Source organism: Variovorax sp. HW608 (assembly GCF_900090195.1).
Lineage (GTDB): Bacteria > Pseudomonadota > Gammaproteobacteria > Burkholderiales > Burkholderiaceae_C > Variovorax.
The window spans coordinates 2,326,283-2,352,957 of record NZ_LT607803.1 but is presented as its reverse complement, the minus strand read 5'-3'; the positions used below and the strand labels follow the sequence as shown (position 1 = coordinate 2,352,957).

Genomic DNA, 26,675 nt, shown 5'->3' with positions numbered 1-26,675 from the left:
AGGCGCTGCCTGACAGTTTCAGCGCCTTTTCTTTCACCGGGCACTATTTCATAGGCACACAATCGTCGGTATCGACTCAGGAGGCAACGATGAGGTGCGAAGCGATCCATTGCTTTGATAGAGGAACTGTGCGCTTTGCCATCTACCCGGCGGGCTTCGACGGCCCTCGAGTTCTTGCAGAGATCTCGGAAGATGCCCTTCGCGATGTCTTCGGTGCGCAAGGGGGACCGCGAAGTCTGCTCGAAGCGTGCCGAGCGAACTTCGATGTCATCGAGTCAATCGCCGTTGATCTTTTTCAGCGACGGCCCGCTTGGCCCATCCTGGTTGAGACTACCGACCTGCCGCGCGAGTACCCTCCGCGAGGCCATCTCACTGGTTGCTAGGTGGCCGCGCGAGAAGATCCGCAATCTACAACCGCGCCTTCACCGTCAATGCTTGCCTGGCTTCGTCTTCTGAGGTGAATTTGCCGGCGACCGCGAGTCGGCAGACGCGGCACCACCATGGGCTCGGACTGCCTCGCAGCGCTTCGACGGCATTCACTTGCAGGCATGGCCAGCTACAAGGTCGGCATTCTTCTTTTCAATCTGATTCCCTATGTTGCATTGCGCATCGTGGAGAGTCACGGCGGGCAAGTGTAAGGGTGTGATGCCCGTCCATTTCGCGACAGTCTGTGGGGAATTCTTCCTACACGGAACTCATGCCTGACCACGGGTAATACGTCTTTCGCTGCGAATCTTCCAATTCGGACCCGCCAAGAGGCGTGTCCGTACCCCATCGCAACTCGATTGCTCAATAGGCTACGGGCAGCCCCCGGCAGCCTGTCTTTCTCGACAAACAAATGGAGACATGACTGGCACGTGATGCCCGGCTGGGCATGCGGCCTTGAAACGATGCGTCGGAGCCCGCCAGGACGCGCAACAACGAATTACACAGAAGGTGAAGTCATGACAACGACGCTGAACGTACCGCTCCCCAAGGAGGTCGTCTCCCTCGACGCCGGAGGAGAGGTCGCCAAACGCCCGCGAAAGAAATTTTCGACCAACTCGATCGTTCCGCGCCTCGCGGGCTACGCATTGCTCGCGTTCGTCCTCTGGCTGATGGGGTCCACGCTGCTGGTCCCGGTACTTTCCAAGCGCGCGACGCGGGCCGTCCTGGAGACACCCGTCACGCTCGTCACCACGCCCGTGAGTGGTGTCATCACGAACCTGGCGGTGCATCCGCTCGACGAGGTCGAACCGGGCGCCTTGGTCGCGAAGGTGCAGAACCCGACGCTCAATCGCGATGTGCTCACGACGCTCTCGACGCAGCGCTTGGGCTTGCAAAGCCAGGTTTCGCAACTGACGAATCAGCTGGCTTCCGATAGCAGCGAGCTGGGCTTCATTGACCAACAGGTCAGGCTGTATCGCAAGGCATCGATCGACCAGACAAGCGATGCATTGCAGGTCGCGCGGCGACAGCGCGAGGTTGCGGAAACCGCCGTCTGGGAGCATGAAATGAAGGTCCGGCAGGCGTCGGCGTTGCTCGACGCGGGTGCCGTCAGCCAGCAGGTCCTGGATGCCGCGCAAGCCCAGTTGAGCACGTCGCGCGCCACCGCCGCGGTCGCCGATCAGGAATACAACGGCCTGGGCAAGAGCTTGGCCAATGCCAGCCGTGGCGCCGTCGTCAGTTCGGGCGGGGCCGGTGCGTTCCAGGCCCTGGTGAGCCGTCGCGAGACGCTCGCCGCCAGCGTCGGGCGTTCCCGGCACGACCTGGACGCGTTGAACAAACAACTCTCGCAGGTCGTCGCCCTCGAAGACGAGGAACGCCGCCGCGTCGACAAACTGTCGGCCTACGAGGTCAAGGCCACGCAAGGCGGGCAGGTGAGCACCGTCCTCATTTCCCAAGGGGCCTTCGTGCCCGAAGGCGCCACGCTGGCGCGCATGGCCGATTGCAGCCGGATCCAGGTGGTCGCGGTGTTCCCGCCGCGCCTGGCCGAGCGCCTGAACGTCGGCTCCCGGCTCGATGTCGCGGTGGACGGCACTGACGCGGTGCACCCCGCTCGCGTGATGAAGCTTCTGCCGCTGGCGTCTGAGGACGTGCAGAGCAACTACAGCGTGCCCTTCCCGTATGCGGAGCAAGGCTCGGTCTTTGCGGTCGCCCAACTCGAGCGCAAGGCGTCGGCGCAGCCGGCCGATCGCGATCTGTGCACGCCGGGCAAGGTGGTCACGGCCGACCTCAGTCGTGATGGGTCTGCGGCAATGCCATTCAAGGAGATCTCGTGGACGCTTCGCTTCGGTCGCGCATTGGCCGCCCGGCTTGCGCATTGGCAATCTTGATGGCCGTCACTGTGGGCCTGGCGACACCGGGCGCCGCGAGCGCGGCAGGCAGCCCGGTGCAGCAAGACCTGGCCCGGCAAAGTTGCCAGGGATTGCGTCGAGCGGTTGCCGCGGACGACAAGGGGGATGCCGCGAGTCCGCTCCTGCTTGCGAGCTATCGGCCCGCCGAAACGGTGAGTGACGTGCCTCCGATCGACCGCGCGCTGGAGGACGTGGCCTTCGTCTATGACAACGCGCTGGCCGGCATCGCGCTGCTGGCGTGCGGCGACACGGCCTCGGCCCGGCGCATCGCCGACGCGATCGCGCTGGCGATCGAACACGATCCACACTTCACGGACGGGCGCGTGCGCAACGCCTACCGCAGCGGGCCCGTTCGCGACAACAAGCCTTCGCTGCCCGGCTATTGGGATGACGGGAAGAAGCAGTGGATCGCCGATGCCTATCAGGTCAGCAGCGCCACCGGCAACGTGGCCTGGGCGGCATTGCTGCTGCTGAACGTCCACCAGGCGGCGCCGGAAGCCCGATATGTCGAGGGTGCGACCCGACTGCTCGCCTGGATCGAACAGCACGCGCGCGAAGTCGTCGACCCCGACGGGTACGAAGGCGGCTGGTACGGATGGGACGATTCGCAGCGTGCGCAGACCTGGAAATCCACCGAGCACAATCTTGACGTCGCCACGGCGGCCGCCTGGGCTGCAAGCCTGACGGGGCGCGCTGCACAGGCGCAGCAGGGCCGCACCGCACTGTCCTTCGTCTCGCGCATGTGGAGTCCGGCGGAGCAGCGCTTCTTCATCGGGACCAAGATCGACGGCGCAAGCATCGCCACGGACCGCTCCGGACTGGACGCGCAATTGTGGCCCTTGCTCGCGAACCCCGGGGTTCATTGCGACTGGGAGCCGGCGCTGACCTGGGTCGAGCGCCACCATCGAAGCGCAGCAGGATACGGCTTCTCGCGGGAACCCGACGGCATCTGGACCGAGGGCAGCGCGCAAGCCGCAGCGACTCTGGTGGCGCGAAAGGGCGCCGCGCCGGAAGCGCTTTGGCAGCTGCTCGCATCGCAGCGCTCCGGCAATGGCCTGTACTACGCCACGCCGAGCCCGCGGATCTCCACGGGGCTGGCCATCGGCCCCGACTCGACCAGTGCGGACTTCTACTACTACCACTGGCCCCATCTGGGCGCCACCGCGTGGATCGCACTCGCCGCCACGGGCTGGAATCCATTCACTGGAAAACACAACACAGGAGGAAAACTATGTCCGACGTGATCGACATGCCCGAATTCAGCATCAACCTCGTCGTCGCCACGATGGCGCTGATCATGATCTTCTGGGCGCGGCCAGAGCGGCTCTCGCATCGCATGGTGTTCGGCGGGCTCACAGCGCTGGTGATCGCACGCTATGTGGCCTGGCGGGTCACGGAGACGCTGCCGCCGGCGGGCGAGGGTCTCATCTCGCTCTACGCATGGGTCTTCCTGTTCTTCGAGATGGTGTCGGTCGTCTGTACGCTGATGTCGATCCAGATCCTGATGGGCCGCCGCGACAACAGCGCCATGGCCGATCGTGGCGAGGCCAGGCTGCGCGGTCTCGGCGTGCAGGTGCCCGCGGTCGATGTGTTCATCTGCACCTACAACGAAGATCTCGGGGTGCTCGAGAAAACCATCATCGGCGCCCAGGCCATCGACTATCCGAACGTGAATGTCTGGGTGCTCGATGACACGCGGCGCGACTGGCTGCGGGACTACTGCGCGAGCAGGGGGGTGAACTACGCACGCCGGCCGGACAACACGCACGCCAAGGCAGGCAATCTCAACAACGGCCTGCGCGTGTCGGCCGAAACCACCAATGCACCCTACCTCCTGGTGCTCGACGCGGACTTCGTGCCGCACCGGAACATCGTATATCGTGTGCTCGGCCTCTTCGACGAGCCGAAGGTGGGGCTGGTCCAGACGCCGCAGTTCTACTACAACGCCGACCCGATCCAGCACAACCTGCACGCGACCGACAGCTGGGTCGACGAGCAGCGTGTCTTCTTCGATGTGCTCCAGCCTGCCAAGGATGCCGCGGACGCGGCGTTCTGCGTGGGCACCTCGTTCATCGTGCGGCGCGACGTGATCACGCGTCTTGGCGGCTTTCCGACCGGCAGCGTGTGCGAGGACATCTTCACCTCGTTGACACTGCTGCGCCATGGGTGGGTCACGCGTTGGCTCAACGAGCGGCTGTCCAACGGGCTTTCCGCCGATAGCATCATCGAATACATCAACCAGCGAAGCCGCTGGTGCCTCGGCACCATCCAGGTCGCTCTGCTTCCGGACGGACCGCTGCGCGGCAAGGGCTACAGCCTCACGGCGCGCATGCACTTCGTGCATGGCCTTCTGCACTGGCTGAGCAAGCCCTTCATGCTGCTCATGCTCGCCGCGCCCGTGATGTACTGGTTTTTCGGCGTGTCGGCGTTCTACGCGACGCCTCGGGCCTTCGCCGCCTACGGGCTGCCGGCGCTGATCGTGTTCTGGGCCTACAGCTACTGGATCAACCAGCGACGTTCACTGCCCGTCTTCACCGAGGTGACGCAGGTCGTCGCGGCCATGGCCGTGACCCGTACGATCGCGAGCGCGTTGATACGACCCTTCGGCAGGCCCTTCAAGGTCACGGCGAAAGGGCTGGATCGATCGAAGACGGTGGTGCACTGGAACCTGGTCGCGGTGTTCGGCGGCCTCATGGTGGCCATCGAACTGGGCGCCTTCAGGGCGCTCAGCGGCCCGATGACCACCGGTGACACGCTCAACATGATCTGGAGCGTCGCCGGCACCATCTATTGCCTCGCGGCGCTGGTTGCCTGTGTGGACCGCCCCCGACCCGACCAGGAGGAGCGCTTCCCGTTCGCCGCGCTGACCCGCTTTCGCAGTTCGGCCGGTGTCGGCGCCGCGCGTTTCGTCAACATCGCCACCGACGGCGCGCTGCTGCGGGACAGCGCCTTGCTGCAACGCCTGCCCGCCGGGCACGACGTGGATGTTCACGTGCCGGACGTGGGCTGGATCTCCGCCCGGGTGGACAGACACACGAGGTCCGGCGCCGAATTGCTCTTCGACTGCGACGCATCCTTGCACGACCGGCTGGTGCGCCAGGTGTTCGCCATGCCGCCGACGCATGTCGCGACCCAGGCGCGCGCGGGCCGCGCGGCGCTGGCCTTCATGAACACCGCGGGATGGCGGTGGCCCCGCTGGTCTCAAGGGCCGCTGCGCCGCCTCGGGGTTTCCATCGCGCAGCCCCTCATCGCGCTGGCCGGGCTGCTGATGCTGAGCGGCTGCAACCTGACGCCGCCGCTCAAGCCCGCGGACGTGCAAGTGCCTGCGCAATGGCCGGTCGCGGCGACCACCACCGCGGCGGCGCCCATCGCGTGGTCGGACTTCGTGGTCGACGACGAGCTTCGCGGCCTGATCACGACGGCGCTGGCCCAGAATCGCGACCTGCGTGCCTACGCCGCCCGGGCCCGCCAGGCCCGCGCCGCCTACGCGGGCACCCGGTCGTCGCTGTTCCCCGAAATCGGCGTTACCGCGTTCGCCGAGCGCAGCAACGTGACCACGGCCCTGGGCCCCTCCGGGCTAGTCACCGCCAACCAGCCGGGCGGACACGCCGGCAATACGTTCGGCGTGCAGGCGGGCATCACATCCTACGAACTCGACTTCTTCGGCCGCGTCGGTTCCACCGTGCAGCAGGCCGGCTCGCAGGCGCAGTCCAGCGACCTCGACTACGCCGCTGCCCGGATCAACCTGGTGGGCGAGGTCTGCAATGCCTACCTGACGCTGCGCGCCGATCGCGCACTGCTGGCCCTGTCCGAGGCCGAGGAGAAGTCTCAGACAGACAGCACGAAGGTGATGACGCGCGCCCGCACGGCCGGAGGCGCTTCAGAGCAGGATGTCTTCCGGTCGCAGTCGCTGGTGCAGCGCGCCCAGGTCCAGCACGAGGAATTCCAGACCCGTGTCGGGCAGGACCTTCAATGGCTGACCGTGCTGGTCGGACAGCCCGTGTCGCCGACCACCGGGTCACAACGCGCTTGGCCTGGCCGCTCGGTGGCGGAGATTCCGGCGGGGCTCCCGTCCAGCCTGCTGCAGCACCGGCCGGACCTCCTTGCCGCCTATGCCCGCGTCGAAGCCGCGAACGCCGGCATTGGCGCTGCGAAGGCCGAATTCTTCCCGACCATTTCGTTGACCGCGCTGGGCGGGGGCATCAGTACCGGGTTCTCGCACGTGCTCAGCAGCGGCAATCGCAGCTGGGCGGGACTGCTCGGCGTATCACTGCCGATTCTTGACTGGGGGAAAAGGAGTGCGAACGTCGACGCGAACGAGGCACGGCTCGCCGAGGCGATGGCGACCTACGAGCATGCGGCGCAACAGGCGTTCCGCGAGACGGCCGATGCATTGATCGCGGACAGCCACCTGCGTCCCCAACTCGAAGCGGAGCAGGCCAGGGTGCAATCCCTGGCCAAGGTGGCTTCCATCTCGCAGGTACGTTTCAAGGGCGGCCTGGAGGACTACTTCTCGAGCCTCGACTCGCAGCGCGAGCTCTACAACGAGCAGATTCAGTGGATCGAACTGCAGCTTCGGCAGGCGGTGAACACGGTCAACCTCTACAAGGCGCTGGGCGGCGGCTGGAGCGAAAACGGGGCCAAGAAGACTTCTTCCGGCTGACGGCCGCGGCTTCACTTTCTCGTCGACCGCCTCGCGCTCAGGCGGTCGTACCCGCTACGACCCCTCCGCCAGCCAGGAACTCGGCTGCCGCGCTGCACTGGATGCCGATTGGCTTCCTTATCGCGTCCGACGGCCCGCGAGCACGGCGTCCATCAGTTCATCGAACAGGTCCCCCGGCTCGTTCCTGAGGCGCGTCACGGCAAACAGACCGAGTGCAGCGCCGGCATAGCAAATCCTTACGCCGTCGAAGTACTTGCCGAGCAGGTTGCCTGCATCCCGCAGGCAGTCCTCGCCTGACTCGAAGTCATCCTCGCACATGAACATCGGCTGATCGATCATGCCGATGCTGTAGGTATAGAGGCCTGGGTGGGTCTTTTGCACATTCACGATGGGATGCTTCATCGGTGTCTCTTTGTAAGCTACATGTCGTCGTGGCCGTGCAGCACGCGACGTCACGTGGGTTCGTTTCTAGGAAGGAAAGCCTCATGACGTGGCGCTCAGGCTGGCGCTACGCAACCAGCGCACAGACGGTGCAACTCGGTGCCCAGGCTTGATGTCGAAAGCGGCTTCGTCAAGTACCCATCCATGCCGGCAACCGCAGACGTGAGGCGCGCTTGTTCGCTGCCGTCCGCTGCGACGGCAACGATGATGCAAGGTGCAAGTGCGCCTGCTCGCTCCAGTTCGCGCAACCGCTGTGCCACCCTGATCCCATCCATCGAGGGCAAGTCGAGGTCCATCAGCACGGCGGCGGGATGCATGCGTTCACACTGCTCCACTGCCTCCTCCCCATCACACGCCGTGACGACATCGAAGCCGAGGGCACGCGCCATCGTGGCGGTGACCCTCCGGCTGACGTCATCGTCGTCGACCACCATCACGAGTGCGCGACGCTGCGTCGCGCCGAGCAACTGCGGCATGCTGCAGGACGCGCGTTCGGATGCAGTGGCGGCGCCGGCCGTCAATCGACGCAGCTGGGCCGGGCTGAACGGCCGCACCAAAACCTTGAATCCATCGAAGTCATTGCGCCTGATCAACGAAGGCGAGCCTGGAACAACGCCATAGATGCACTCCGTCGAGGCAGGCAGTTGTTCGCGCAATGCCCGCAGCGCAAGCGGCGGCGTGTCTTGCGACTCGATGACAATCAACAACGATGGGTGTTCGCCGGCACCGTTTGGCGACCGCAGCCGCCGGGCGGCTTCCGCGCGCGACGCGAATCTGACGGTGGCCCAGCCCAGTCGCTGCAGGCGCGGCATGAGTAAGCTGCTCGCTGCATCACGGTCGTCGATGATCCAGGCCACCGAGCCATGCGCGTCGGGTACCGCGGGCGTGTCCTGGACCGGCCGCGCGTCCGACAGCGCCCAATGCGCGCGCAACAGCATGCCGGCCGACGGGGAGCCCTCGAAATCGATGCGTGCGCCTGTGATCGGACAATCACCGCTGGCTCGCCGCAACCGAGGCTGTTCCGCTTGCTCGGCGAGTTCCCGCTGCTGCGTAAGTTTCAGGCGCGCGATCACCGTGCTCAGGACGCCTTGCGTCGCCAGTACCCCGGAGCCGGTCGCCTTCACGTCGACATGGTAGTGGCCAGACGGCGTGAGGTGGGTCTGCGCCTCGAGCGCGACATGACCCGACTCGAGTTCGTCGATCGCGCCGAACAGCATGCGGTGGAGGCTGCGTCGCATCGCGACGGCCTCGCCCTCGATGATTGCAAGAGGGCCGCGGTGGTCAAAGGAGAGTCTGAGATCACGGCTGCTGATCCTGCGCAGTACATGCCGTGCGGCAACGGTAAAGACTTCCGAAAAGTCGAACGTGGTCCGGACGTCGTCCCCCATCAAGTGCCCTTCTTGTTCATGAATCGCCCAGCAGCGCCGGCGAAGCTCAGTCCATGAGCTTGCCAGCAAGTTCCGGGTGCTCGCACCCGGGAATGGGGGCCGCTGCGCCCCGGGGTTTTCCCGGGTCGGCAGCTACTCGGGCCCGCCGTCCTCGTTCAGCCAATTGCAGGCCAGGGCATAGCGCAGGATGTCGGTGCGGCTGCGCAACTGCAGCTTCTCGAGGGCTGTAGCCTTGTAGGACTCGACCGTCTTCACGCTGATGCCCAGCTGCGCGGCGATCTCCTTGTTGCTCTGCCCCCAGGCGATGAGCCGCAATACCTGCGTCTCGCGCTCGGAGAGTTCGCCCGCGTGTACGGGTGCGTCCCGTTGTGCCGAGGCCGCCGTCGTCATGCGGGCGACCAGGCCGCCTGCAAGAGTCGGATCGACGTACGAGCCGCCTTCGGCGACGACGCGAATCGCATCGATCAACGCTTCTCCGGCCGTTCGCTTGAGTACGTAGCCACTCGCACCTGCGTTGAGCAGACGACGCAGGTAGCCCTGATCCGCATAGCGCGTGAGCGCCAGAATGCGCACATGCGGGCAGCGCTGGCGGATCTGCTCGGTGGCTTCGGCACCGCCGAGGTCGGGCATTGAAATATCGAGCACAAGCACGTGCGGGCTCCATTGCTCAGCCAGCTGCACGGCCTCCCGGCCGCCACGTGCGCAGGCCACGACCTCCATGTCGGGCTGGGCATTGATAAGCAGGGTCAGCCCGTCACGCAGCACACCGTGGTCGTCAGCCAGCACGATGCGGAGTTTGTTCATGATGCGGTGTTTCATCGTGGGTATGGCCGACGTCGAGCGGGACCGAGAGGAAGACCGTCGTTCCATGGCCTTGTGCAGACTCTATATCGAGCGAGCCGGCCACCAGCGCGGCGCGTTCTGCCATGCCACGCAGGCCAAGCCGGCGCCCACTGTCCGTAGGGGAGGTCATCGATGTGGCGTCGAATCCGCAGCCATCATCCTCGACGATGACCCGCAGTTCGGGCCCACGTCGCTCGGCGATCAGGCTCACCTGCGACGCCGCGGCATGTTTTCGCACATTGGTCAGTGCCTCCTGCACCACCCTGTACACGGTCGTCTCCACTGCGGCCGGCAGGTGCTCGTCGACCGGAATGCCAAGCACGGTCACGTCCACCGCGACCCCACATTCTGTCGCCCAATCCGCTGCGTATTGGCGCAAGGCGTCGACCAGCCCCATGTTGTCAAGCGCCAGCGGACGCAGCTCGTACGACAGCCGGTCGACCTCTTCCTCCAGCCGGCGTGCCGCCTGCTCGATGTGACTGAGGCGCTCCATGACATGCGGCGGACAACCCTCCTGCGCCCGCACCGCCCCGAGTCCCAGCGTCAGCACGGCGAGGTGCTGTCCGAGCGTGTCGTGCAACTCGCGCGATAGGCGTCGGCGCTCGTCTTCCTGCGCATCGACCAGTTGGCCGAGGAGCTGCCGTATCTTGTCTTCTGCCGTCTTTCGCTCGGCGATCTCGACGTGGAGCGCGGCATTGGCACGGGCGAGCGCATCCGTTCGCTCGCGAACCCGCAGCTCCAGTTCGTCGCGCCCACGCAGCAACTCCTGTTCGATCAGCTTGCGCGCGGTGACGTCCATCACTGTTCCCAACATGCGCGCCGGACGGCGATCGCCGCCTGCCGTGCTGAATTCCGTCATGCCGCGCGCGACCAGCCATCGCACGCTGCCATCTGGATCGACACAACGCAACTCGGTCTTGAGGCGCCCTTCACCGGAAGGTTCCAGCGCCTCGCGCACGCGCGCTTCGACGACCACCCGGTCGTCCGCATGCACGTGGGCCATCACGCCTTCAAGACTCAACGCTTCGTCGAGGCCGAAGCCGCACAACTCGCGAAAGCGGGGGTCGGCGCTGAGCAGGTTTCCGGCCCCTCGCCACGACCATGTCCCGAGTTGTGCCACGTCAAGCGCGAGACGACTGCGGGCCTCGCTTGCGCGCAGGGCATGCTCGGTCTGCTTGCGCTGGGTGATGTCGCGGAACAGCACGCCGACGCGGCAGGACGCCTTCGCAAAGGGAAAAGCGTAGACGTCGTACCAACGGTCCAGGGTCCGGGCTCGCCTCTCGAAACGGATGGGCTCACCCGTCTCGGCCACCTTGCCATAGACGTCGAACCAGTACTGTTCTGCATCCGGTGCGATCTCGCGCATCCGGCGACCCACCACGTCGCGCCAACCCGTCTGCCGTTCGAACGCGGGGTTGACCTCGAGAAAGTGGAAGTCCTGTGGCCGATGATCGGCGTCGAAGACCACTTCGATGATGCCGAAGCCCACGTCGAGCGACTCGAACAACTCTCGATAGCGCCGCTCCGAATCGCGCAGGATCTCCAGGGTTCCCTGCGGTTCGCCATCGCCGTTGCGCCGAGAGTCTCCGCCGCGCGTTCGCCGCAGCACAAGATCGCCACACCGCGCGGCAATGTCAGCCGCGGCGAGCTTCAGCCAGGATCGCAGCGTGCTTGTCTCCAAGGCAGGCCTCCGGGGAGGAAGTGGACAGCGCCCTCAGGCAAGCGTACTACGGCGTAGATCGAGTTCCAACCGCGGCCGTGGAAGATCGGCGCCCGGACTTGAGCGCTCTGTAGAGTCAGCCACGGTTCTCGGTACTGGGCTTGACGCTCAAGCGCGCGAATCTGGCGCATCACGTTACCGAACTTGACTTCGCATACCTCTGAGTTTGAAAATTGACACCCCCATAGCCGCACCCTGCGGCGACAAGTCGGTGTCCGCGTGCCTTCAATGGAGGTTCGTATGAGTTATCACCTGGAAGGTCGTCTGCTTGAGGTTTGCAACTGCAAGGTCCTGTGCCCCTGCTGGATCGGCGAGGACCCTGACAACGGTACCTGCGACACCATTGTCGCCTGGCGTATCGACAAAGGAACGGTCGATGGCGTCGATGTGGGAGGAAATACCATCGTGGCCGTGGCCCATGTGCCGGGCAATATCCTGCAAGGCAACTGGACTGCCGCGATCTACGTCGACGAGCAGGCCTCCAAAGCGCAGGAAGAGGCCCTGCTGAAGGTCTACACCGGCCAGGCCGGGGGGCCGGTCGCCGACCTCGCCAAGCTCATTGGTCAGGTCGTCTCGGTGGAGCGGGCGCCGATCCGCTTCACGGTGGTCGGCGGCAAGGGCGAACTCGAGATCGGCACGGACTACTACGCCGAACTCGAGCCCTATCAGGGCGCGACCGGGGGTCAGACCACCCTCTCCGATACGGTGTTCTCGACGGTGCCGGGCGCTCCGGTGTTTGTCGGCAAGGCCCCGGTCTATCGGTCCAAGAACGCCGCGCTCGGCATCGACCTCAACATCAAGAACCACAACGCCTTGCAGAGCACGTTCGTCTTCGACGCATGAACTCAACGGCAGGCCAGCCGCCGCCCAGCGCCTCGCGTCATGTTCACGTGTTCCTGCCGATCCTGGCCGCGCTGATTGCGCTCGCATGGGTGGCGTTGTGGGCGTGGGCACGCAGCCCGTACGGACGCTATCTCGAACACGATGACTGGACAGCGTCGGGACCGGCGGCGTTTCTGTGCCGTGTCGTTCCTGCCGGCGGCGTGGTCGTGCCCGCGGTCCTTTACGCTGTCGCGTGGATCCTCATGACGGCGGCCATGATGCTGCCGACCACCTTGCCGCTGTTCAGTGCCTTCGACCGATTGACCGCGCAGCGCGCAGACCATGGACGCCTCCTCGTCATGCTCGGCTTGGGCTACATGACGGTGTGGGGAGCCTTCGGCCTTCTGGCGCATGCACTGCACAGCGCTGTGCTGTCCCTTCTCGCAGCCCAACCCACTCTGGCCTTGCATGGCTGGTTGATCGGCGTCGCAACCATTGCGTTGGCCGGCGTATTTCAGTTCAGCACGCTCAAGTACCGGTGCCTGGAGAGGTGCCGAACGCCCTTGAGTTTCGTCATCGAGCACTGGCGCGGACACGCACAATCGCGGCACGCGTTCGCGCTTGGCGCCCAGCACGGACTGTTCTGCGTCGGGTGCTGCTGGGCGCTGATGCTGTTGATGTTCGCGCTCGGTACTGGCAGCCTCGGCTGGATGCTCCTGCTCGCGGCCGTGATGGCAATCGAAAAGAACGTCCGCTGGGGGAAGCGTCTCAGCATGCCCCTTGGCGTGGCGTTGCTGTCATGGGCAATCATCCTGGTGGCGACCCATGCGTGAAGAGCGCGGTGGCCTGAGCTACACCTGCTCTGGTCACTCGATCCCGACCCGGTGGTACTGCTCGACCTGGCACGCATAGGTGCCTGGAGCCCCACAGATGCCTGGACTTTCGTGAATTCTGACGTGGGTACATCGTCGAATTCGGAGGCCCCCCGCTGGGGCGATGGAGCGCATCGGCGCCGTGAACATCGTGGTCACGCCCCTGACGCTGGGAGCCGCGCCATCGACCAGTACCGCGGTCGGCCGAGTCAAAATGCGCCGTGCCGACCCAAGGATTGCTGGCGATTTTCAGCGCCCCGGAAGATCCCCGCGTGGCAAGATTCGCTTTCGGAAACCCCGCTGCTCCGGCATGAACGACGCCCACTCGAAGGCCAGTTCCTTGGTCGCCAACTGGCGACCCAAGCCAATTCTCGAAGTCCATGAGGCGCGCACGATCGAGGATGAGTTCTTCAGGCTGACGTTTCCTGGCCCTTACCTGATTGCCGTCACCTTCTATCACGTCGACGGACGCCCGGACCTCATGCGCGTGCGCTCGACCAACTGGCGCACGCAGGACGAGCCAAACGGAATCTTTCGGATCGAGGATTGCCGAGAGTTCTACCGACGGCTGAGAAGGGCGGGATTTGGATGAGGCGATGTGCTGGCGCTATTTTTTGATTCCCCTCGTCTTCCTCGGGGAAGATCAGCTCCGCGCCGAGGAAGTCCACGATGCCGATGCGCCGCGAGCAGCTCCGGCCGCACGCCGGCGAGCCGCACCGTGAGACCGTGCTGCGAGGCAGCGCGCACGAACTTGTCGAGCTCCCCGAGCGCGACCACGTCCGGGTTGCGCACCCGCTTGACCCGCACCACCCGCTGCGTGGCGCCCTGTGCTCGCGCGTGTGCCGCCGCGCCGTCGAGATGGCGCGCGACATCGGGCGCGGCACCGAGGAACAGCTCGCCTTCGAGATGCCGCATGCCGTGGTACGAAATCCCCGTGCACTTCAGGCGCCACCGTGCGGCAGTGCTCGCCGCCAACGGGCATTTCTACTATCGCGGCTATGGCGAGATCGCGCGTCGCTTCCTTTTCAGGCCGGTGTTCGAGCCGGTGCATCCGCACTGGTAGCCGTTCCCGGGCCCGGCGTCCTGTCGCGTCAGGCCTCGCGGAAGGGAGAACGGATGTCCGAGAGGAACTGCCGCGTGCGCGGGTGCTGCGGGCGGTTGAAGAATTCCTCGGGGGTCGCGCGCTCGAGTACCTTGCCCTGATCCATGAAGAAGACGCGGTCCGCGACCTCGCGTGCGAAACCCATCTCGTGGGTGACGCAGACCATGGTCATGCCGTCATTCGCCAGGTCGCGCATCACGAGCAGCACTTCGCCGACCATCTCGGGATCGAGTGCGCTCGTGGGTTCGTCGAACAGCATCAGCGGCGGTTGCATCGCCAGTGCGCGGGCAATGGCCACGCGCTGCTGCTGGCCGCCCGAGAGCTCCGAGGGCCAAGCATGCGCCTTCGCGGCCAGGCCGACGCGGTCGAGCAGCGCAAGCGCACGTTCTTCCGCCTGTGCGCGCGACAGGCCACGCAGTTGCATCGGAGCCATCGTGCAGTTGCCCAGCACCGTCAGGTGCGGGAAAAGGTTGAACTGCTGGAACACGAAGCCGATCCGCGAGCGGAACGCATTCACGTCCGTGCCCGGCGCATGGATGTCCTGCCCGTCGATCAGGATGCGTCCGGACTGGATCGGCTCCAGCCGGTTGAGCGTGCGAATCAGCGTCGACTTGCCCGACCCGGAGGGACCGCACACCACGACGACTTCGCCGGTGCGCACGGTTTCGCTGACATCGACCAGCGCGTGGTACGCCCCATACCACTTGTTGACGTTCTGAAGCTCGATCATGAAGACACCTGCCGCGCCGCGGCCGTCGGAATGCTGCGCCGGGCCAGGCGGCGCTCCAGCCAGAAGGCGAAGCGCGACAGGCCGAAGCACATCAGGAAATACGTCAGCCCCAGGATGCCGTACACCTCGGCCGGCCGGGTGAAGACCTGGGTGTTGATCTGGGTGGCGATGAAGGACACCTCAGCCAGACCGATGATGTAGCCCAGCGAGGTTTCCTTGATGGTGGAGACGAACTGGTTCACCAGCGAAGGCAGCATGCTGCGCAGCGCCTGCGGCAGGAGCACCAGCCGCATCGAGCGCGCATAGTCCAGCCCCAGCGCGCGCGCCGCCTCGGTCTGGCCGCGTGGCAGGCCCTGCACGCCGGCGCGCACGATCTCCGCCAGATAGGCCGCGTCGAACACCACGAGCGCAATGAGCATGGTGGTGAACTGATCGGTCTTGACGCCGGTTACGCTGGGCAGGAAGAAGTAGGCCCAGAAGACCACCATCAGCAGCGGCACGCCCCGCACCACATACACCAGGGCCGTGACCGGCCACCGCAGCCAGCGCCACGGGCTCAGCCGCGCCAGCCCGAAGGCGATGCCCAGCGGCAGCGCGAGCACCAGTCCGCAAGTGGCAAGCAGCACCGTGAGCACCAGGCCGCCGAGCGGCCCGTCCGGGTACTGCCCGACCAGGAAGTAAAGCCAGTAGGTCCGGATCAGTTCAAGCATGCCGCGCCCCTCCGGTCATGTCACGCGCACCGGAAAGCGATGCTGGTACCAGGCGGCCAATGCGGTGATCAGCAGCGACACGCTGAGGTAGGCCGCGCTCGCGAAGGCGAAGGATTCGAAGCTGCGGAAGCTCGCGCTCTCCACCTGCCCGGCCTGGTACATGAGTTCGGCCACGCCGACCACCGTGGCGATCGAGGTGTTCTTCCAGAGATTGAGCGTCTGGGAGATCAGGGGCGGCACGGTCACCCGCAGGGCCTGCGGCAGCACCACGCGCCGCATCGTGGCGATGAAGCCGAAACCGAGCGCGCGGCCGGCTTCGAACTGCACCGTCGGAATGGCGCGGATGCCGCTGCGAATGTCCTCGGCCATGTAGGCTGCGCTGTACAGCGCGAGTGCGATCACCGCGCTCACGGCCTCGATGTTGCGTGCGTACAGCCATTCCTTGAATGCGGTCGGCAGAAGCTCCGGCGCACCGAAATACCAGAACAGCATGTGCGCCAGCAGCGGGATGTTGCGGATCAGTTCCACATAGGCGAAGCCGAGCCGCTGCAACCAGCGCAGGGGTGACAGCCGCAGCAATGCCACCACGACCGCGATCGGCAGTGCGAGGACCAGCGACGCGGCAAGGAGCTGCAGCGACAGCCACAGGCCCGCGACCAGCATGTCGTGGTAGCGGCCGCTCAGGAGCAGTGTGTAGTCGAACAACGGCATGGCGGGGGAAGGCGCGCGACTTTGCGCCGCGCGGGGTGTGCCATCGTACGCGCGCCGGGGCGTCGCCCCGGCCGGGATCACTCGACGATCTTGTCGGTCTCGAACCGGAAGTCGCGGCTCTGGAAGCCCGACGCCGTTTGGGGCCCATACCACTTGAAGAAGATCTTCTCGGCCTGGCCGGATTTCTCGAGGTCGCGCAGCGTGTCGTCCACGACGGCCTTCAGCGTGGGTTCGCCCTTCTTGATCCCGATCGCCAGCGACTCGGTGCTGAGGTTCTGCTTGAGCACCGTGTATTGCGCCTTCTGCGGACCCAGCTTGGCATAGCTGCGCAGCAGCGCGGCCTCGTCATCGACATAGCCCACGCCCTTGCCCTGCTGGAGCGCCTGGAAGGCTTGCTGGCTGGTGTCGAAGGTGACCACCTCGACGCCCGGCACCGCCTTGCGCAAATTGGGCTCCTGCGTGCCGCCGCGGATCGTCAGCACCTTCTTGCCGGCCAACTGCGGCACCTCGGTGATGCCGCTGTCCTTCTTGACGAGGGCCTTCTGGCCGGTGACGAAGGTGGTCAGCGAAAAGTCGATCTGCGATTCGCGTTCCTTGTTGTGCGTCAGGCCGGCCGCGACGAGGTCGACATGGCCCTGCTGCAGTTCCGGAATGCGCGCGGCCACCGCGATCTGCTTGAGCTTCGGCTTGACGCCGATCTTCTCCGCGATCGCGTTCACCAGGTCGACCTCGTAGCCGACGATCTGGCGGGTCTTGGGGTCGACGAAGGTGGCAGGCTCATCGGTGCCGAGCACGCCCACCACGAGTTCGCCGCGCTTCTTGATGTCTGCAAGCTGATCGGCATGGGCGCTGAGTGAAGGCAGCAGCGCTGCGGTCGCGAGCGCGGCGGCGATGAAGTGACGGCGCATGGTTTTTCTCCTGGAGTTCGGCCCGCGACGATACCAAGCAACCCCGCAAAGATGAAATTGACAATGCGAATGAGCAAATGGGTGAGCCGCCCGGGCAACTTGTCGAAATAAGCCACTTGCGGGAAGCCAAGCAACTTGGCGCAGCCATGCTGAACCAGCAGATCAGATCAGACCCGGTCCAGCGCCTGCGCCAGGTCCTCGCGCAGGTCCTCCAGCGCCTCGACGCCCACCGATAGCCGCACCAGCGTGTCGCCGATGCCGAGCCGTGCACGCGTCTCGGCCGGGATGGTGGCGTGGGTCATGATCGCTGGATGCTCGATCAGGCTCTCGACCCCACCAAGGCTCTCGGCCAGAGAGAAGATCTTCACCGCCTCCAGAAAGCGGCGCGTGCCGGCCAGGTCGCCGTGCAGGTCGACCGAGATCATGCCGCCGAATCCGCCGCTCATCTGACGGCGCGCGAGCGCATGCTCCGGATGCGACACCAGGCCCGGATAGTAGACCCGCCGGACCTGCGGCTGTGCCTCCAGCCACTGTGCCAGCGCAGCCGCATTGGTGCAGTGCCTCTCCATGCGCAGGGCGAGCGTCTTCACGCCGCGCAGCGCCAGGAAACTGTCGAAAGGGCTGGCGATCGCACCGACCGCGTTTTGCAGGAATCCGAGCCGCTCGCGCAGCGCCTCATGCCGGGCTTGCTTGCCCACGATCGCAATGCCGCCGATCACGTCGGAATGCCCATTGAGATACTTGGTGGTCGAATGCACCACGATGTCGAAGCCGAGTTCCAGCGGCCGCTGCACGAACGGACTGGCGAAGGTGTTGTCAGCCACGCTGATGACCCCGCGTGCACGGCACAGCGCCGCCAGCGCCTCGAGGTCGGCCAGCCTCAGCAGCGGATTGCTCGGCGTCTCGACCCATAGCAGTCGCGTGTCAGGCTGCAGCGCCGCGGCCACCTGGTCGACATCGCCGAGGTCGGTGTAGCTGAAGCGGTGGCCGGCGCTGCGCCCTCGCACCTTGTCGAACAGCCTGAAGGTGCCGCCGTAGATGTCATCGCCCGAGACGATGTGGGAGCCTGCTTCCAGGAGTTCCAGCGTGGTCGAGATGGCGGCCAGCCCGGACGCGAAGGCGAATGCCTGCGAGCCCCCTTCGAGATCGGCCACACAGCGCTCGAACGCGAAGCGGGTGGGATTGTGCGAGCGGCCGTAGTCGTAGCCTTGATGCACCCCCGGGCTCTGCTGCACGTAAGTCGACGTGGCATAGATGGGCGGCATGATCGCCCCGGTGCTTGGGTCGGGCGCCTGACCCGCATGGATCACCCGGCTGGCGAATCGCAGGTGGCGGGGGGCGTCGGCATCACGGCTCATTTCAGCTTCCTTCTCCAATGGTTCAGCAAGTCGATGCGGGTGATCAGGCCGTGGAAGCCCGCGGCGTCCGCCACCATCGCGACGTGGCCGCGTTCGAACACTGCCTCCAGTTGCGCGATGCTTGCGCCGGGCGAGAGCGTCTGTACCCGGTCCGTCATGGCGCTGCTGACTCGCCAGCCGAAACGATCGGCAGCGGCATGGACCTCGCGCAGCAGATCGGACTCGTCGATCACGCCGACCAGGCGGCCTTCGACCAGCACCGGCAGTTGCGACACCTCGGCCAGTTGCATGCGCTGCAAGGCGGTCGACAAGGTGTCGTCCGGGCCGACACTGACCACACTGCCTTCCTCGACGCGGCGCGAGATCAGATCGCGCAGATCGCCGTAGTTCTGGCGCGCGAGCAGCCCGTGATCGAGCATCCATTGGTCGTTGTAGACCTTCGACAGGTAGCGGGTACCGGTGTCGCAAACGAAGCTCACGACGCGCCGAGGCTCCGTCTGCGCGCGGCAGTAGCGCAACGCAGCCGCCAGTAGCGTGCCGGTGGACGAGCCGCCGAGAATGCCTTCGGCGCGCAGCAGTTCGCGCGCGGTGCCGAAGCTCTCCGCGTCCTCGATCGAAAAGGCTTGCGCCACGCCCGACAGGTCGGCGATGGCCGGGATGAAGTCCTCGCCGATGCCTTCCACCGCCCACGAGCCCGCCTGCCCGATCTGGCCGCTGCGCGTGTATTCGGCGACCACCGAGCCGGCCGGGTCGGCCAGCACGAATTGCAGCGCAGGCTGCACCCGGCGGAAGAAGCGCGTCAGCCCGGTGATGGTGCCGGCGGAGCCGACGCCGACCACGATCGCATCCACGTCGTGGCCGGTCTGCTCCCAGATCTCGGGCCCCGTGCCCTCTTCGTGCGCCAGCGGATTGGCCGGGTTGTTGAACTGGTCTGCGAAGAACGCGCCGGGTATTTCCCTGGCGACTCGCGCTGCATAGTCCTGGTAGTAGGCGGGATCGCCCTTGCCGACGTCGGAGCGCGTGATACGCACGTCGGCACCGAGCGCCTTCAGGTGCAGCACCTTTTCGGTCGACATCTTGTCGGGCACCACCAGCACCACCCCATAGCCCTTGGCCCTCGCCACGAGCGCGAGCCCCAGCCCGGTGTTGCCGGCAGTCGCCTCGACCACCGTGCCGCCGGGCTTCAGACGGCCATCGCGCTCTGCCGTCTCGATCATGGCCAGGCCCACGCGGTCCTTGATCGAGCCGCCGGGGTTCTGCGATTCCAGCTTGAGGAACAGCGTACATGGACCGGTGTCCATGCGCGTCACCTGTAACAGCGGCGTGTTGCCGATCAGGTCGAGGACAGCGGGATTGCGCATGATGAGGCCTGCTGCTGAGGTCGGATCATAGGGCGCATCGCCCGGGCGCGCAGGCCGCCTTCGACACGACCCTGTTCGGGTCCGGCCGCGGTCCTCGCTTTCGCACGCATTTGCTCATGCAAAGAATGTTCTTCAGCTCGGGGCGCGTCGACGCCATCTCGGAACCATCAACGCCCGTCCGAATGTTGCGTCTTCGCCCCGGGAGTGATAGACCAACCGTCTCGATGGCCGGCCGACGCCGTCGACCCTCGGGACATGCACACCTGCCCGTGCGCAAGATCGGAAGCGAGGCCACCATGGAAACCACCGACGCGTCGAAGACTCAGCGCTTCAACATCAGCCATCCCGACGAACGCGACTTCAAGACCGGCGGCTTGCGCGCCTACTCGGCTTACCGCGACCTCGGCACGGCTGCGGCCACGAACGGGCTGGTCCAGGCCCATGTGATCCGCATGATCGCGCCGTTCCGGCCCGAGCTCAGCGTGCGGCATCACCACGAGGTGCAGTTCCAGATGGTCTACTGCCTCAAGGGCTGGTTCCAGACCGAATTCGAGGGGGTCGGCGTGCGCCGACTCGAGGCCGGCTCGTGCTGGGTGCAGCCTGCCAGCATCCGGCACACGGTGGTCGGCTGGTCCGATGATTGCGAACTGCTCGAGGTGCTGATGCCCGCGCAGCACGCGACGGTCAACGATCCTTGAGCTCGCTCTCGACTGCCGGGTCGACCGGCGGCCCCGATGGATCGATCCGCGTTTCGTCGCGATTCGCACGTCTAGCCTTCGCCAGCATCTCGCGGTGGCGGTGGTCGGCATAGGCCATCGATCAACACCTTTCTCCAGAAAGAGAACGCTTCGCAGGCTGACGCGGGCTCCAGGAGGGCAACTGCGGTCTATCTCCTCTGCCCCATTTTCTCGATGATCCATTTCCATGCGTGGACCAGGCAGGCCACAGGCCACGCAATGCCTCCCCACCAATGAACGGCCGTCAGGATCTCGCGCCAGTCCGCCGCACCGTAGAGCAACCCGAGACCCGTCAATGCCGCCACACCGCCGACGAGCGCTGTGGCGATGCCCAGCTCCCAGATCCAGTTGCCGTTGCGGCGCGGCCAGACCAGCACGATGTGGGGCCAGATCCATCGCCCCGCGACGACGCAGAAAACCCATGCGAATACGCCATGCACCACCGTTGCGACGCGGTGCCACCAGCCCGCACCGAGGTCATCCGCATCCACCATCGGTTCATGCCCGTGCATGACAACGCCGGTCGCGAGCAGCGCAAGAACCAGGACTGTCAACCAGATCGCGCCTCGGCCGCTCCAGCCGCCGTGATCGCGTCGATGTCGTTTCAGCTTCGCCACAGTCTCGCCTTGTGCTGACGAAGCGCCCGGCGCAAGCGCGATGAATCCTCGGCGCTCTGAAGGCCCCATTTCGTCAGGGCGTCCGCGGTGACGCAGTCGCGTGCCATCACGGTGCAGCTCGACCAGGGCGTGACCGCCCGCACGCGCGGAAGCGTCCGCACGAACTCCGCCGTCGGTCCTTGCGCCTCCGAACTCGCGACGGCCGAATTGCGCGTTCGACGGAAAGCGTGTGGCGCAATGCCACGAAACCCGGCGCGTCCACGCACTTCGACGGGCCAGGCGTGCGTACCGATCGCACGCATATCCCCGCCCGCGTTGACCAATGCGGATTCGACGCCAAGTCGCCGCAGCGTATCGATCGCGATGTCGACCGCATAGCCTTTGGCAATGCCGCCGAGATCGAGGCTCACCGGCCGTTCGAGGCAAACCTCGGTCGCGGACAGGATCTCGAGGTCGCGCAGTGTGCCTTTGCACCCGGATTCATCGCCCGCCGCGGGCCGGCCGTTGACGCCGGCCAGTCGTGCAGCTGCCTTGCATGGATCGAAAGCGCCTCGACTCAATGCATGCCAGTACCGCGCAAGCCGGATCACCGCGATTGTGTGCGGATCGAGCGTCAACGTGGCGCCCGGCGCAGCGCTTGCCATGCGCCCGAGATCGGAGTCGGAGTGGTGCGCGCTCATCGCGCGCTCTATGGCGAAGATGCTCGCGAAGGCGGAGTCGGCGGCATTGGAGAGACGAACGCGGCACTCGGCGGTGTCGCCGCCTCCCGCATCCACGAGATGCATCATCACCACCGTCCCGAGCATCGGCTTGGCGCGTCGCAGGAGCGTTGCCATGCTGGTTCGCTCAGCTCCGTGCAGGCTTCTGTGCGAGCTGCTGCACGATCAGGCTCAGACGCTGGACCGCTTCCGTGACATGCTGGCAGGAAAGCGTCGCGCCCGAGATGTTGCGGATGTCTTCATTGAAGCGAAGCTGATCCGGCCCCTTGCGCCCGACGAACTGCCTGCGCCAGCCGGGCGTGCGGATCTCCGCGCCATGCGACTCGCGGTAGGCCAGGATTTCGAGCCCGGACACGCTGCCGTCCGCTTCGAAGCCCGCGGCGAAATCGATGAGCTCGTATTTGCCGATGGCCCGGTCGCTCAGCACCCAGCCGACCCGCCTGTCCTCCGCGAGGCCCGCCCAGGCCATCGGCGCATAGCCGCGTGGCGGCTGCGTGTGCGTGCCGGCCGCGAGCTCCGCGATTCGCGGCGCGCCGAGATCGAGCGCCACGGGCTCGAAGGACGTGGCACGGGGAAGCAGGATCTTCCTCGCTTCCTCGATGTCCATGAAAGTCGCGGCGAACGCGCGCGTCTGCCAGAGTGCGGCAGCGGCCACGCCCGAGCCGGCCATTCGACGAAGTGTTTCGCGGCGGGAAATCATGTGGGATCAGAAGCTCAGGCCGAGGCCCAGGTTGAAGCGGTCCAGCGAACTGTCGCTCAGGAAGCGCTGATAGTCTGCCTTGAAGACGACCTGCGGGGTCAAGAAGAAGCTGGCTCCAAGCGTCCAGACGCGGGTGTCGGGCTGGATCTCCGGTGCCAGACCCGGCGCGAGACCGGAATACGACCTGGCCGTGTTGTAGCGCTCGTAGCGCACAAAAGGTGTGATCGCATATTCGCCCTGCGACCACAGGCGATAGGCGGATTGCACGTACCAGCCGCCGAACCTGTCGGGCACCGGCGTCGGCTGGCCCGCGAAGGTCGCGTTGAGTGCCTCGACGCTCGAGAACTTGCCGGTCGCTGCAAGGGCCGAGAGATCCCACTTGCCCGGCTGCCAGCGCACATGGGCTTCGCCCAGCGTGACCTTGGCGTCCGGGGCCGCGAACCCGGGCTGCTTCTGTCCGACACCGCCGTCGAAGACGCTTGCTCCGGCGTTGAAGCCCGGAATGCCGTTGTAGTTCAACGCACCGTACAAGCCGATGTTGCGCGCCTTCGCGAGCTGGCCCTCCTGGTGGATGGAGCCGAGCGGCGAGTCGCGGCCTTCGTTGCTGGTCGGGTCCCACTTCGTGAGGTCGAAGCTGGTGGTGGCGCCGGCGTCCCAGCGCAGGCCGAAGTCGGTGGTGCCGCGGAAGCCGGCGCCGAGCTCACGCCAGGTGGTCGGGATGATCGCGGTCTCGATGAAGTTGCGATGGACGCCGTAGTAGTGCGTCGGCTCGTGCGTCTCGTTGAGGTAGCCGACCGGCAGCAGGAAGAGACCGGCCTTGGCGCTGACCGAATTGCTGAGGTCGCGCTCGACATAGAACTGTTCGAGCGCGGCTTCGCCCTTGTCGGACGAGGACGCGACCGCGTTCTCGATTTCCAGTTCCGCGGCAAAGCGCGTGCGCTCATTGAATTGGTATGCCCATCCGAGCACGCCGCGCGTGAGGGTCGCGCTCGCGGCCGATGAGTCGTTGCGCGGCCGGCTGTAGGCCATCTCGCCGTAGCCGAAAAAGCTCACCCGCTGGGTGCTGTCGCCGGGTAGCGGCTCGCCGGTCGCTGTGAGCTGCGGCGTGCTCGCAACCACTGGCGCGGGTGCCTGGGCCGCTGCGACCGCCGGTGCGCCTGGCGCTGTCGGCGTGCCCGCTGGCGTCGCAGCAATTGCGGCGGAAGCCGGCTGCACCGCTGTCGCCTGCTTTATCTTCTGCAACTCGCCGCGCAGTTCCAGCAACTCGGACCGAAGCTGCTTGACCTCGGCGGCCAGTTCTTCGTTCGTCTGCGCGTGGGCGCCTGTCTGAAAGCCCATCGCGATTGCTGCAGCAATCGCACTCAGGCGAAGTCTCGTGTCCATGAATCAACCTCCTCCGGAATTTGTGGTGTCGAACGCCGTCACGGTGCGTAGCCGTCGGTCAGCGTCTTCAGGAAGGCCACGAGGTCCTGGATCTCGGATTCGTCCAGGTAGGGCTGCTCGCCGGCCTTCTTGTTGTAGGGAACCTCCGTCACGTTGACGTTGCCGCGGCGTTCCGGAGGAAGATCGTTGTAGACATCCGGCTGGCCGGTGGCGGGGTCGGCCGGAAACCATTCCTCCGGATTGGTGTCGCGCCGAACGTAGAAGCGCACGACCTGCTCAAGCGAGTCGAACTGCCCGTTGTGGAAGAAGCGGTGGCGCAGCGCCACATTGCGCAGGCTCGGCACCTTGAAGGCGCCGCACAGGTCGCTGCGATTGGCGAGATCCGTGCGCGTGGGACCACACAGGCCCATGTCGAAGTACGAGGGGTCCGCATTCGCGGGAATGGCCATGTTGCGCGGCAGGCCGAGGCTGTCGAAGCTGAAGTCGGTGAACAGCGCGCCGGGCGCATTCGACGGCTTGATGCTGGGATGGCAGGCCGCGCAGTTGCCCTTGTCGCCGCGATTGAAGACTGCAAGGCCGCGGGACTCTTGGTCATTGAATGCGACCTTGCCGGCGGTGAAGTAGTCGAACTTGCTGGTGAATGGGGCGAACTCATCGCTCTCGCGCTGGTAGCGCTCCAGCGCGAACACGATGCGGTCGAAGGCGGTGTCCGGGTCTGCGAAGATGTTGGCGCCGAACAGTGCTTTGAAATCGGCCGCGTAAGAAGCCGCGGCGACCTTCGCGACCACCGCTGCCGCGTCCGCATTGGCCATTTCGTTGGCGCTCAGGAAGGGGCGGCGGGCCTGGTCGGCCAGCGTGCCGGCACGGCCGTCCCAGTCGAATCCACCCGTGGGCGTTCCGTCCGACGCGAACAAGAACGGCGTGTTGAACCGCAGATAGCGCAGCGACGGAGGCGAGCGCGTGCCGGGCTGATCGAGGTTGGGACCACCGAACGCCACCGACGTGGAGAACGGCGAGGCGTGCCCGGTCGCAGGGTCATGGCAACTCGCGCAGGACATTTGTCCGGATGCCGACAGCGACCGGTCCGAGAAGATCTTCTCTCCAATGCTTGCGGCCGTCACCGCGGTGCCGGGCACCGCCTGCGTGGTCGAAGTCGCGGAGATCGCCAGCGGCGAAGCACTACCGCCCCCACCACCCCCACCACCACATCCGGCCGTCACGAGGACGATTGCCGCGCAGGCAGCACCAACCACCGATCGCAGATCTCTGCGACAGAAATTCGAGGACACGAAACCCCACCTCCAGCGCGTGTAGTTATCTGATTTCTTTTGCTGAACGGCAATCATAATGCGTTTTGTTCTCATTTCGATGCGCCTTCTCGCTCGCAGATGATCCGCGGATCAGCGCGACCATGAAGCAGCGGGTCCAGGAGGTCGCAGACGATATCGGCTACATAGCCAATCGCGCCGCGCATTGCTGCGGCTGCTCGACCGGCGCAATCCCGGCTACGACGCCTGATCCGCAGGCGTTTCGTTCTCCACAACGTGTTGCACACAGTGCAATGCCATTGTGAGGTGTGCAACGGGCCACTAAAGTCGTTTCCAACCCGACGCGAAGACGCTGGGGAAATTCGGAGACGAACAGATGCCTGCTTCCCGTTGCTCTCGCCGCCGAGTGCCGGCCGATGTGCCCTACTCGGCTGGCTCGCAGCCACCCGGCCCCGCAGTGCCGGCAGGCGCATGCGATTGCCATCTGCATGTCTACGACAGCCGCTTCCCGACCGCGCCGGGCGCACGACTTCTCCCCCCTGACGCATCGATTTCCGACTATCGCCTTCTGCAGCAGCGCATAGGCACGCACCGTGCCGTTCTGGTCACCCCCTCGACCTACGGAACCGACAACCGGGTCATGCTGCAAGCGCTGGCTGCACTCGGCCCGGATGGCCGCGGTGTCGCAGTCATCGACGGCTCGGAGAGCGACGAGCAGCTCGATGAACTCCATGCGCAGGGCGTGCGCGGCGTTCGCCTGAACCTGTCCTTGGGTCTGACCGGTTCGGTCGAGATGCTCGAGCCCATCGCGCATCGCATCGCCGACCTGGGCTGGCACCTTCAACTGCTGATGCCGGCGGATGTTCTCGCAAGCCTCGGCAACACCTTGGGGCAACTGCCGGTGCAGCTGGTCTTCGATCACTTCGGCCGCATCGCGCCTGCTCAGCAAGGCACCCACCGCGCGCATGCGCTCGTGCTCGCGTTGCTCCGCGAAGGCCGGGCCTGGGTCAAGTTGTCCGGCGGCTACGTCGTGAGCCCGCAGTCTTCCACGGACGACCCGGCGCTGGCATCGCTGGCACGCAGCTATCTCCAGGCGTCTCCCGGCCGCGTCGTCTGGGGAACCGACTGGCCTCATGCGACCGCGTCGGCAGGCTTGCACCCCATGCCCGACGACGCGCGCCAGATGGATCGATTGGCCGACTGGACTGCCGATGCAGACCTGTTCCGTCGCGTGCTCGTCGACAACCCGAGCGCCCTCTACGGCTTTGCTTGACCACCTGCCATTG

Annotated in this window: 27 protein-coding genes; 10 read left to right on the top strand and 17 right to left on the bottom strand. The window is 65.8% G+C overall.

Going from position 1 to position 26,675, the window contains the following annotated elements; all coding sequences use genetic code 11:
* Positions 1–500: 500 nt before the first annotated feature.
* From VAR608DRAFT_RS38495 to VAR608DRAFT_RS10870, 4 genes are all read left to right on the top strand, one after another.
* Positions 501–638 carry a DUF6868 family protein gene (locus tag VAR608DRAFT_RS38495; RefSeq protein WP_443082930.1) on the top strand — a complete coding sequence of 46 codons (138 nt, stop codon included), beginning with the start codon at positions 501–503 and terminating at the stop codon, positions 636–638.
* Positions 639–860: 222 nt separating this feature from the next.
* Positions 861–2,315, top strand: a complete 1,455-nt coding sequence (locus VAR608DRAFT_RS10880; protein WP_231973671.1) for an HlyD family secretion protein — start codon at positions 861–863, stop codon at positions 2,313–2,315.
* The gene (locus VAR608DRAFT_RS10875; RefSeq protein WP_231973431.1) at positions 2,315–3,580 is read left to right on the top strand and encodes a hypothetical protein; all 1,266 of its coding nucleotides are present in this window, start codon (positions 2,315–2,317) and stop codon (positions 3,578–3,580) included. Before VAR608DRAFT_RS10880 ends, VAR608DRAFT_RS10875 begins: the two co-directional genes overlap by 1 nt.
* The gene (locus VAR608DRAFT_RS10870; RefSeq protein ID WP_088954085.1) at positions 3,568–6,999 is read left to right on the top strand and encodes an efflux transporter outer membrane subunit; all 3,432 of its coding nucleotides are present in this window, start codon (positions 3,568–3,570) and stop codon (positions 6,997–6,999) included. Before VAR608DRAFT_RS10875 ends, VAR608DRAFT_RS10870 begins: the two co-directional genes overlap by 13 nt.
* Before the next feature lie 117 nt (positions 7,000–7,116).
* Here the strand turns inward: VAR608DRAFT_RS10870 and VAR608DRAFT_RS10865 are convergent, their stop codons facing one another.
* The 4 genes from VAR608DRAFT_RS10865 to VAR608DRAFT_RS10850 all read right to left on the bottom strand — a co-directional run bounded on the left by VAR608DRAFT_RS10865 (position 7,117) and on the right by VAR608DRAFT_RS10850 (position 11,352).
* Positions 7,117–7,401 (bottom strand): hypothetical protein, encoded by a 285-nt coding sequence (locus VAR608DRAFT_RS10865; RefSeq protein WP_088954084.1) that lies wholly within the window; start codon positions 7,399–7,401, stop codon positions 7,117–7,119.
* Positions 7,402–7,496: 95 nt separating this feature from the next.
* Positions 7,497–8,828 (bottom strand): response regulator, encoded by a 1,332-nt coding sequence (locus VAR608DRAFT_RS10860; protein WP_088954083.1) that lies wholly within the window; start codon positions 8,826–8,828, stop codon positions 7,497–7,499.
* Between the two features lie 132 nt (positions 8,829–8,960).
* Positions 8,961–9,632: a response regulator gene (locus VAR608DRAFT_RS10855; RefSeq protein WP_088954082.1), complete on the bottom strand. Its 672-nt coding sequence runs from the start codon at positions 9,630–9,632 to the stop codon at positions 8,961–8,963.
* Positions 9,604–11,352, bottom strand: a complete 1,749-nt coding sequence (locus VAR608DRAFT_RS10850) for a PAS domain-containing sensor histidine kinase (protein ID WP_088954081.1) — start codon at positions 11,350–11,352, stop codon at positions 9,604–9,606. Before VAR608DRAFT_RS10850 ends, VAR608DRAFT_RS10855 begins: the two co-directional genes overlap by 29 nt.
* Before the next feature lie 279 nt (positions 11,353–11,631).
* On the opposite strand from VAR608DRAFT_RS10850, the gene VAR608DRAFT_RS10845 reads away from it, so the two are divergent.
* From VAR608DRAFT_RS10845 to VAR608DRAFT_RS36915, 3 genes are all read left to right on the top strand, one after another.
* Positions 11,632–12,234 (top strand): DUF1326 domain-containing protein, encoded by a 603-nt coding sequence (locus VAR608DRAFT_RS10845; RefSeq protein WP_088954080.1) that lies wholly within the window; start codon positions 11,632–11,634, stop codon positions 12,232–12,234.
* Positions 12,231–13,046 carry a DUF2182 domain-containing protein gene (locus tag VAR608DRAFT_RS10840; protein ID WP_088954079.1) on the top strand — a complete coding sequence of 272 codons (816 nt, stop codon included), beginning with the start codon at positions 12,231–12,233 and terminating at the stop codon, positions 13,044–13,046. The genes VAR608DRAFT_RS10845 and VAR608DRAFT_RS10840 overlap by 4 nt, the downstream gene beginning before the upstream one ends.
* Positions 13,047–13,227: 181 nt before the next feature.
* A complete protein-coding gene (locus tag VAR608DRAFT_RS36915; RefSeq protein ID WP_157730813.1) occupies positions 13,228–13,677 on the top strand; it encodes a hypothetical protein in 450 nt (149 codons plus the stop codon).
* Here VAR608DRAFT_RS36915 and VAR608DRAFT_RS37435 read toward each other — a convergent pair.
* Entirely contained in the window at positions 13,644–14,000 is a 357-nt protein-coding gene (locus VAR608DRAFT_RS37435; RefSeq protein WP_172843779.1) for a hypothetical protein, read from the bottom strand. The two genes, VAR608DRAFT_RS36915 and VAR608DRAFT_RS37435, sit on opposite strands and share 34 nt — an antisense overlap.
* Here VAR608DRAFT_RS37435 and VAR608DRAFT_RS37430 point away from each other — a divergent pair.
* Complete coding sequence (locus tag VAR608DRAFT_RS37430; RefSeq protein WP_172843778.1) at positions 13,999–14,148, top strand: hypothetical protein; 150 nt, start codon at positions 13,999–14,001, stop codon at positions 14,146–14,148. The two genes, VAR608DRAFT_RS37435 and VAR608DRAFT_RS37430, sit on opposite strands and share 2 nt — an antisense overlap.
* Before the next feature lie 28 nt (positions 14,149–14,176).
* Here VAR608DRAFT_RS37430 and VAR608DRAFT_RS10825 read toward each other — a convergent pair whose 3' ends face one another.
* The 6 genes from VAR608DRAFT_RS10825 to VAR608DRAFT_RS10800 all read right to left on the bottom strand — a co-directional run bounded on the left by VAR608DRAFT_RS10825 (position 14,177) and on the right by VAR608DRAFT_RS10800 (position 19,965).
* Positions 14,177–14,917 carry an amino acid ABC transporter ATP-binding protein gene (locus VAR608DRAFT_RS10825; RefSeq protein ID WP_088954076.1) on the bottom strand — a complete coding sequence of 247 codons (741 nt, stop codon included), beginning with the start codon at positions 14,915–14,917 and terminating at the stop codon, positions 14,177–14,179.
* Positions 14,914–15,627: an amino acid ABC transporter permease gene (locus tag VAR608DRAFT_RS10820; RefSeq protein WP_088954075.1), complete on the bottom strand. Its 714-nt coding sequence runs from the start codon at positions 15,625–15,627 to the stop codon at positions 14,914–14,916. Before VAR608DRAFT_RS10820 ends, VAR608DRAFT_RS10825 begins: the two co-directional genes overlap by 4 nt.
* Positions 15,628–15,642: 15 nt before the next feature.
* Entirely contained in the window at positions 15,643–16,338 is a 696-nt protein-coding gene (locus tag VAR608DRAFT_RS10815) for an amino acid ABC transporter permease (RefSeq protein ID WP_088954074.1), read from the bottom strand.
* Positions 16,339–16,415: 77 nt separating this feature from the next.
* A complete protein-coding gene (locus tag VAR608DRAFT_RS10810; RefSeq protein ID WP_088954073.1) occupies positions 16,416–17,246 on the bottom strand; it encodes an ABC transporter substrate-binding protein in 831 nt (276 codons plus the stop codon).
* Positions 17,247–17,413: 167 nt separating this feature from the next.
* On the bottom strand, positions 17,414–18,604 hold the full coding sequence (locus VAR608DRAFT_RS10805; RefSeq protein ID WP_088954072.1) for a trans-sulfuration enzyme family protein: 1,191 nt from the start codon (positions 18,602–18,604) through the stop codon (positions 17,414–17,416).
* Complete coding sequence (locus VAR608DRAFT_RS10800; RefSeq protein WP_088954071.1) at positions 18,601–19,965, bottom strand: pyridoxal-phosphate dependent enzyme; 1,365 nt, start codon at positions 19,963–19,965, stop codon at positions 18,601–18,603. Before VAR608DRAFT_RS10800 ends, VAR608DRAFT_RS10805 begins: the two co-directional genes overlap by 4 nt.
* A gap of 296 nt (positions 19,966–20,261) precedes the next feature.
* Between VAR608DRAFT_RS10800 and VAR608DRAFT_RS10795 the strand changes: the two genes are divergently transcribed.
* Positions 20,262–20,663 carry a cupin domain-containing protein gene (locus VAR608DRAFT_RS10795; protein WP_088958724.1) on the top strand — a complete coding sequence of 134 codons (402 nt, stop codon included), beginning with the start codon at positions 20,262–20,264 and terminating at the stop codon, positions 20,661–20,663.
* Here the strand turns inward: VAR608DRAFT_RS10795 and VAR608DRAFT_RS38240 are convergent.
* The 6 genes from VAR608DRAFT_RS38240 to VAR608DRAFT_RS10770 form a co-directional block, all read right to left on the bottom strand.
* A complete protein-coding gene (locus VAR608DRAFT_RS38240) occupies positions 20,650–20,781 on the bottom strand; it encodes a hypothetical protein (RefSeq protein WP_269458544.1) in 132 nt (43 codons plus the stop codon). The two genes, VAR608DRAFT_RS10795 and VAR608DRAFT_RS38240, sit on opposite strands and share 14 nt — an antisense overlap.
* A 70-nt stretch (positions 20,782–20,851) precedes the next feature.
* Positions 20,852–21,319, bottom strand: a complete 468-nt coding sequence (locus VAR608DRAFT_RS10790; RefSeq protein ID WP_088954070.1) for a hypothetical protein — start codon at positions 21,317–21,319, stop codon at positions 20,852–20,854.
* The gene (locus VAR608DRAFT_RS10785) at positions 21,307–22,155 is read right to left on the bottom strand and encodes an FAD:protein FMN transferase (RefSeq protein WP_088954069.1); all 849 of its coding nucleotides are present in this window, start codon (positions 22,153–22,155) and stop codon (positions 21,307–21,309) included. Before VAR608DRAFT_RS10785 ends, VAR608DRAFT_RS10790 begins: the two co-directional genes overlap by 13 nt.
* Positions 22,156–22,165: 10 nt before the next feature.
* On the bottom strand, positions 22,166–22,738 hold the full coding sequence (locus tag VAR608DRAFT_RS10780) for an FMN-binding protein (RefSeq protein WP_088954068.1): 573 nt from the start codon (positions 22,736–22,738) through the stop codon (positions 22,166–22,168).
* A 6-nt stretch (positions 22,739–22,744) separates the two neighbouring features.
* A complete protein-coding gene (locus tag VAR608DRAFT_RS10775) occupies positions 22,745–24,121 on the bottom strand; it encodes a hypothetical protein (protein ID WP_157730809.1) in 1,377 nt (458 codons plus the stop codon).
* Positions 24,122–24,159: 38 nt separating this feature from the next.
* A complete protein-coding gene (locus VAR608DRAFT_RS10770) occupies positions 24,160–25,341 on the bottom strand; it encodes a cytochrome-c peroxidase (protein WP_231973429.1) in 1,182 nt (393 codons plus the stop codon).
* Positions 25,342–25,765: 424 nt separating this feature from the next.
* On the opposite strand from VAR608DRAFT_RS10770, the gene VAR608DRAFT_RS10765 reads away from it, so the two are divergent.
* Positions 25,766–26,662 (top strand): amidohydrolase family protein, encoded by an 897-nt coding sequence (locus VAR608DRAFT_RS10765; RefSeq protein ID WP_088954065.1) that lies wholly within the window; start codon positions 25,766–25,768, stop codon positions 26,660–26,662.
* Positions 26,663–26,675 lie beyond the last annotated feature (13 nt).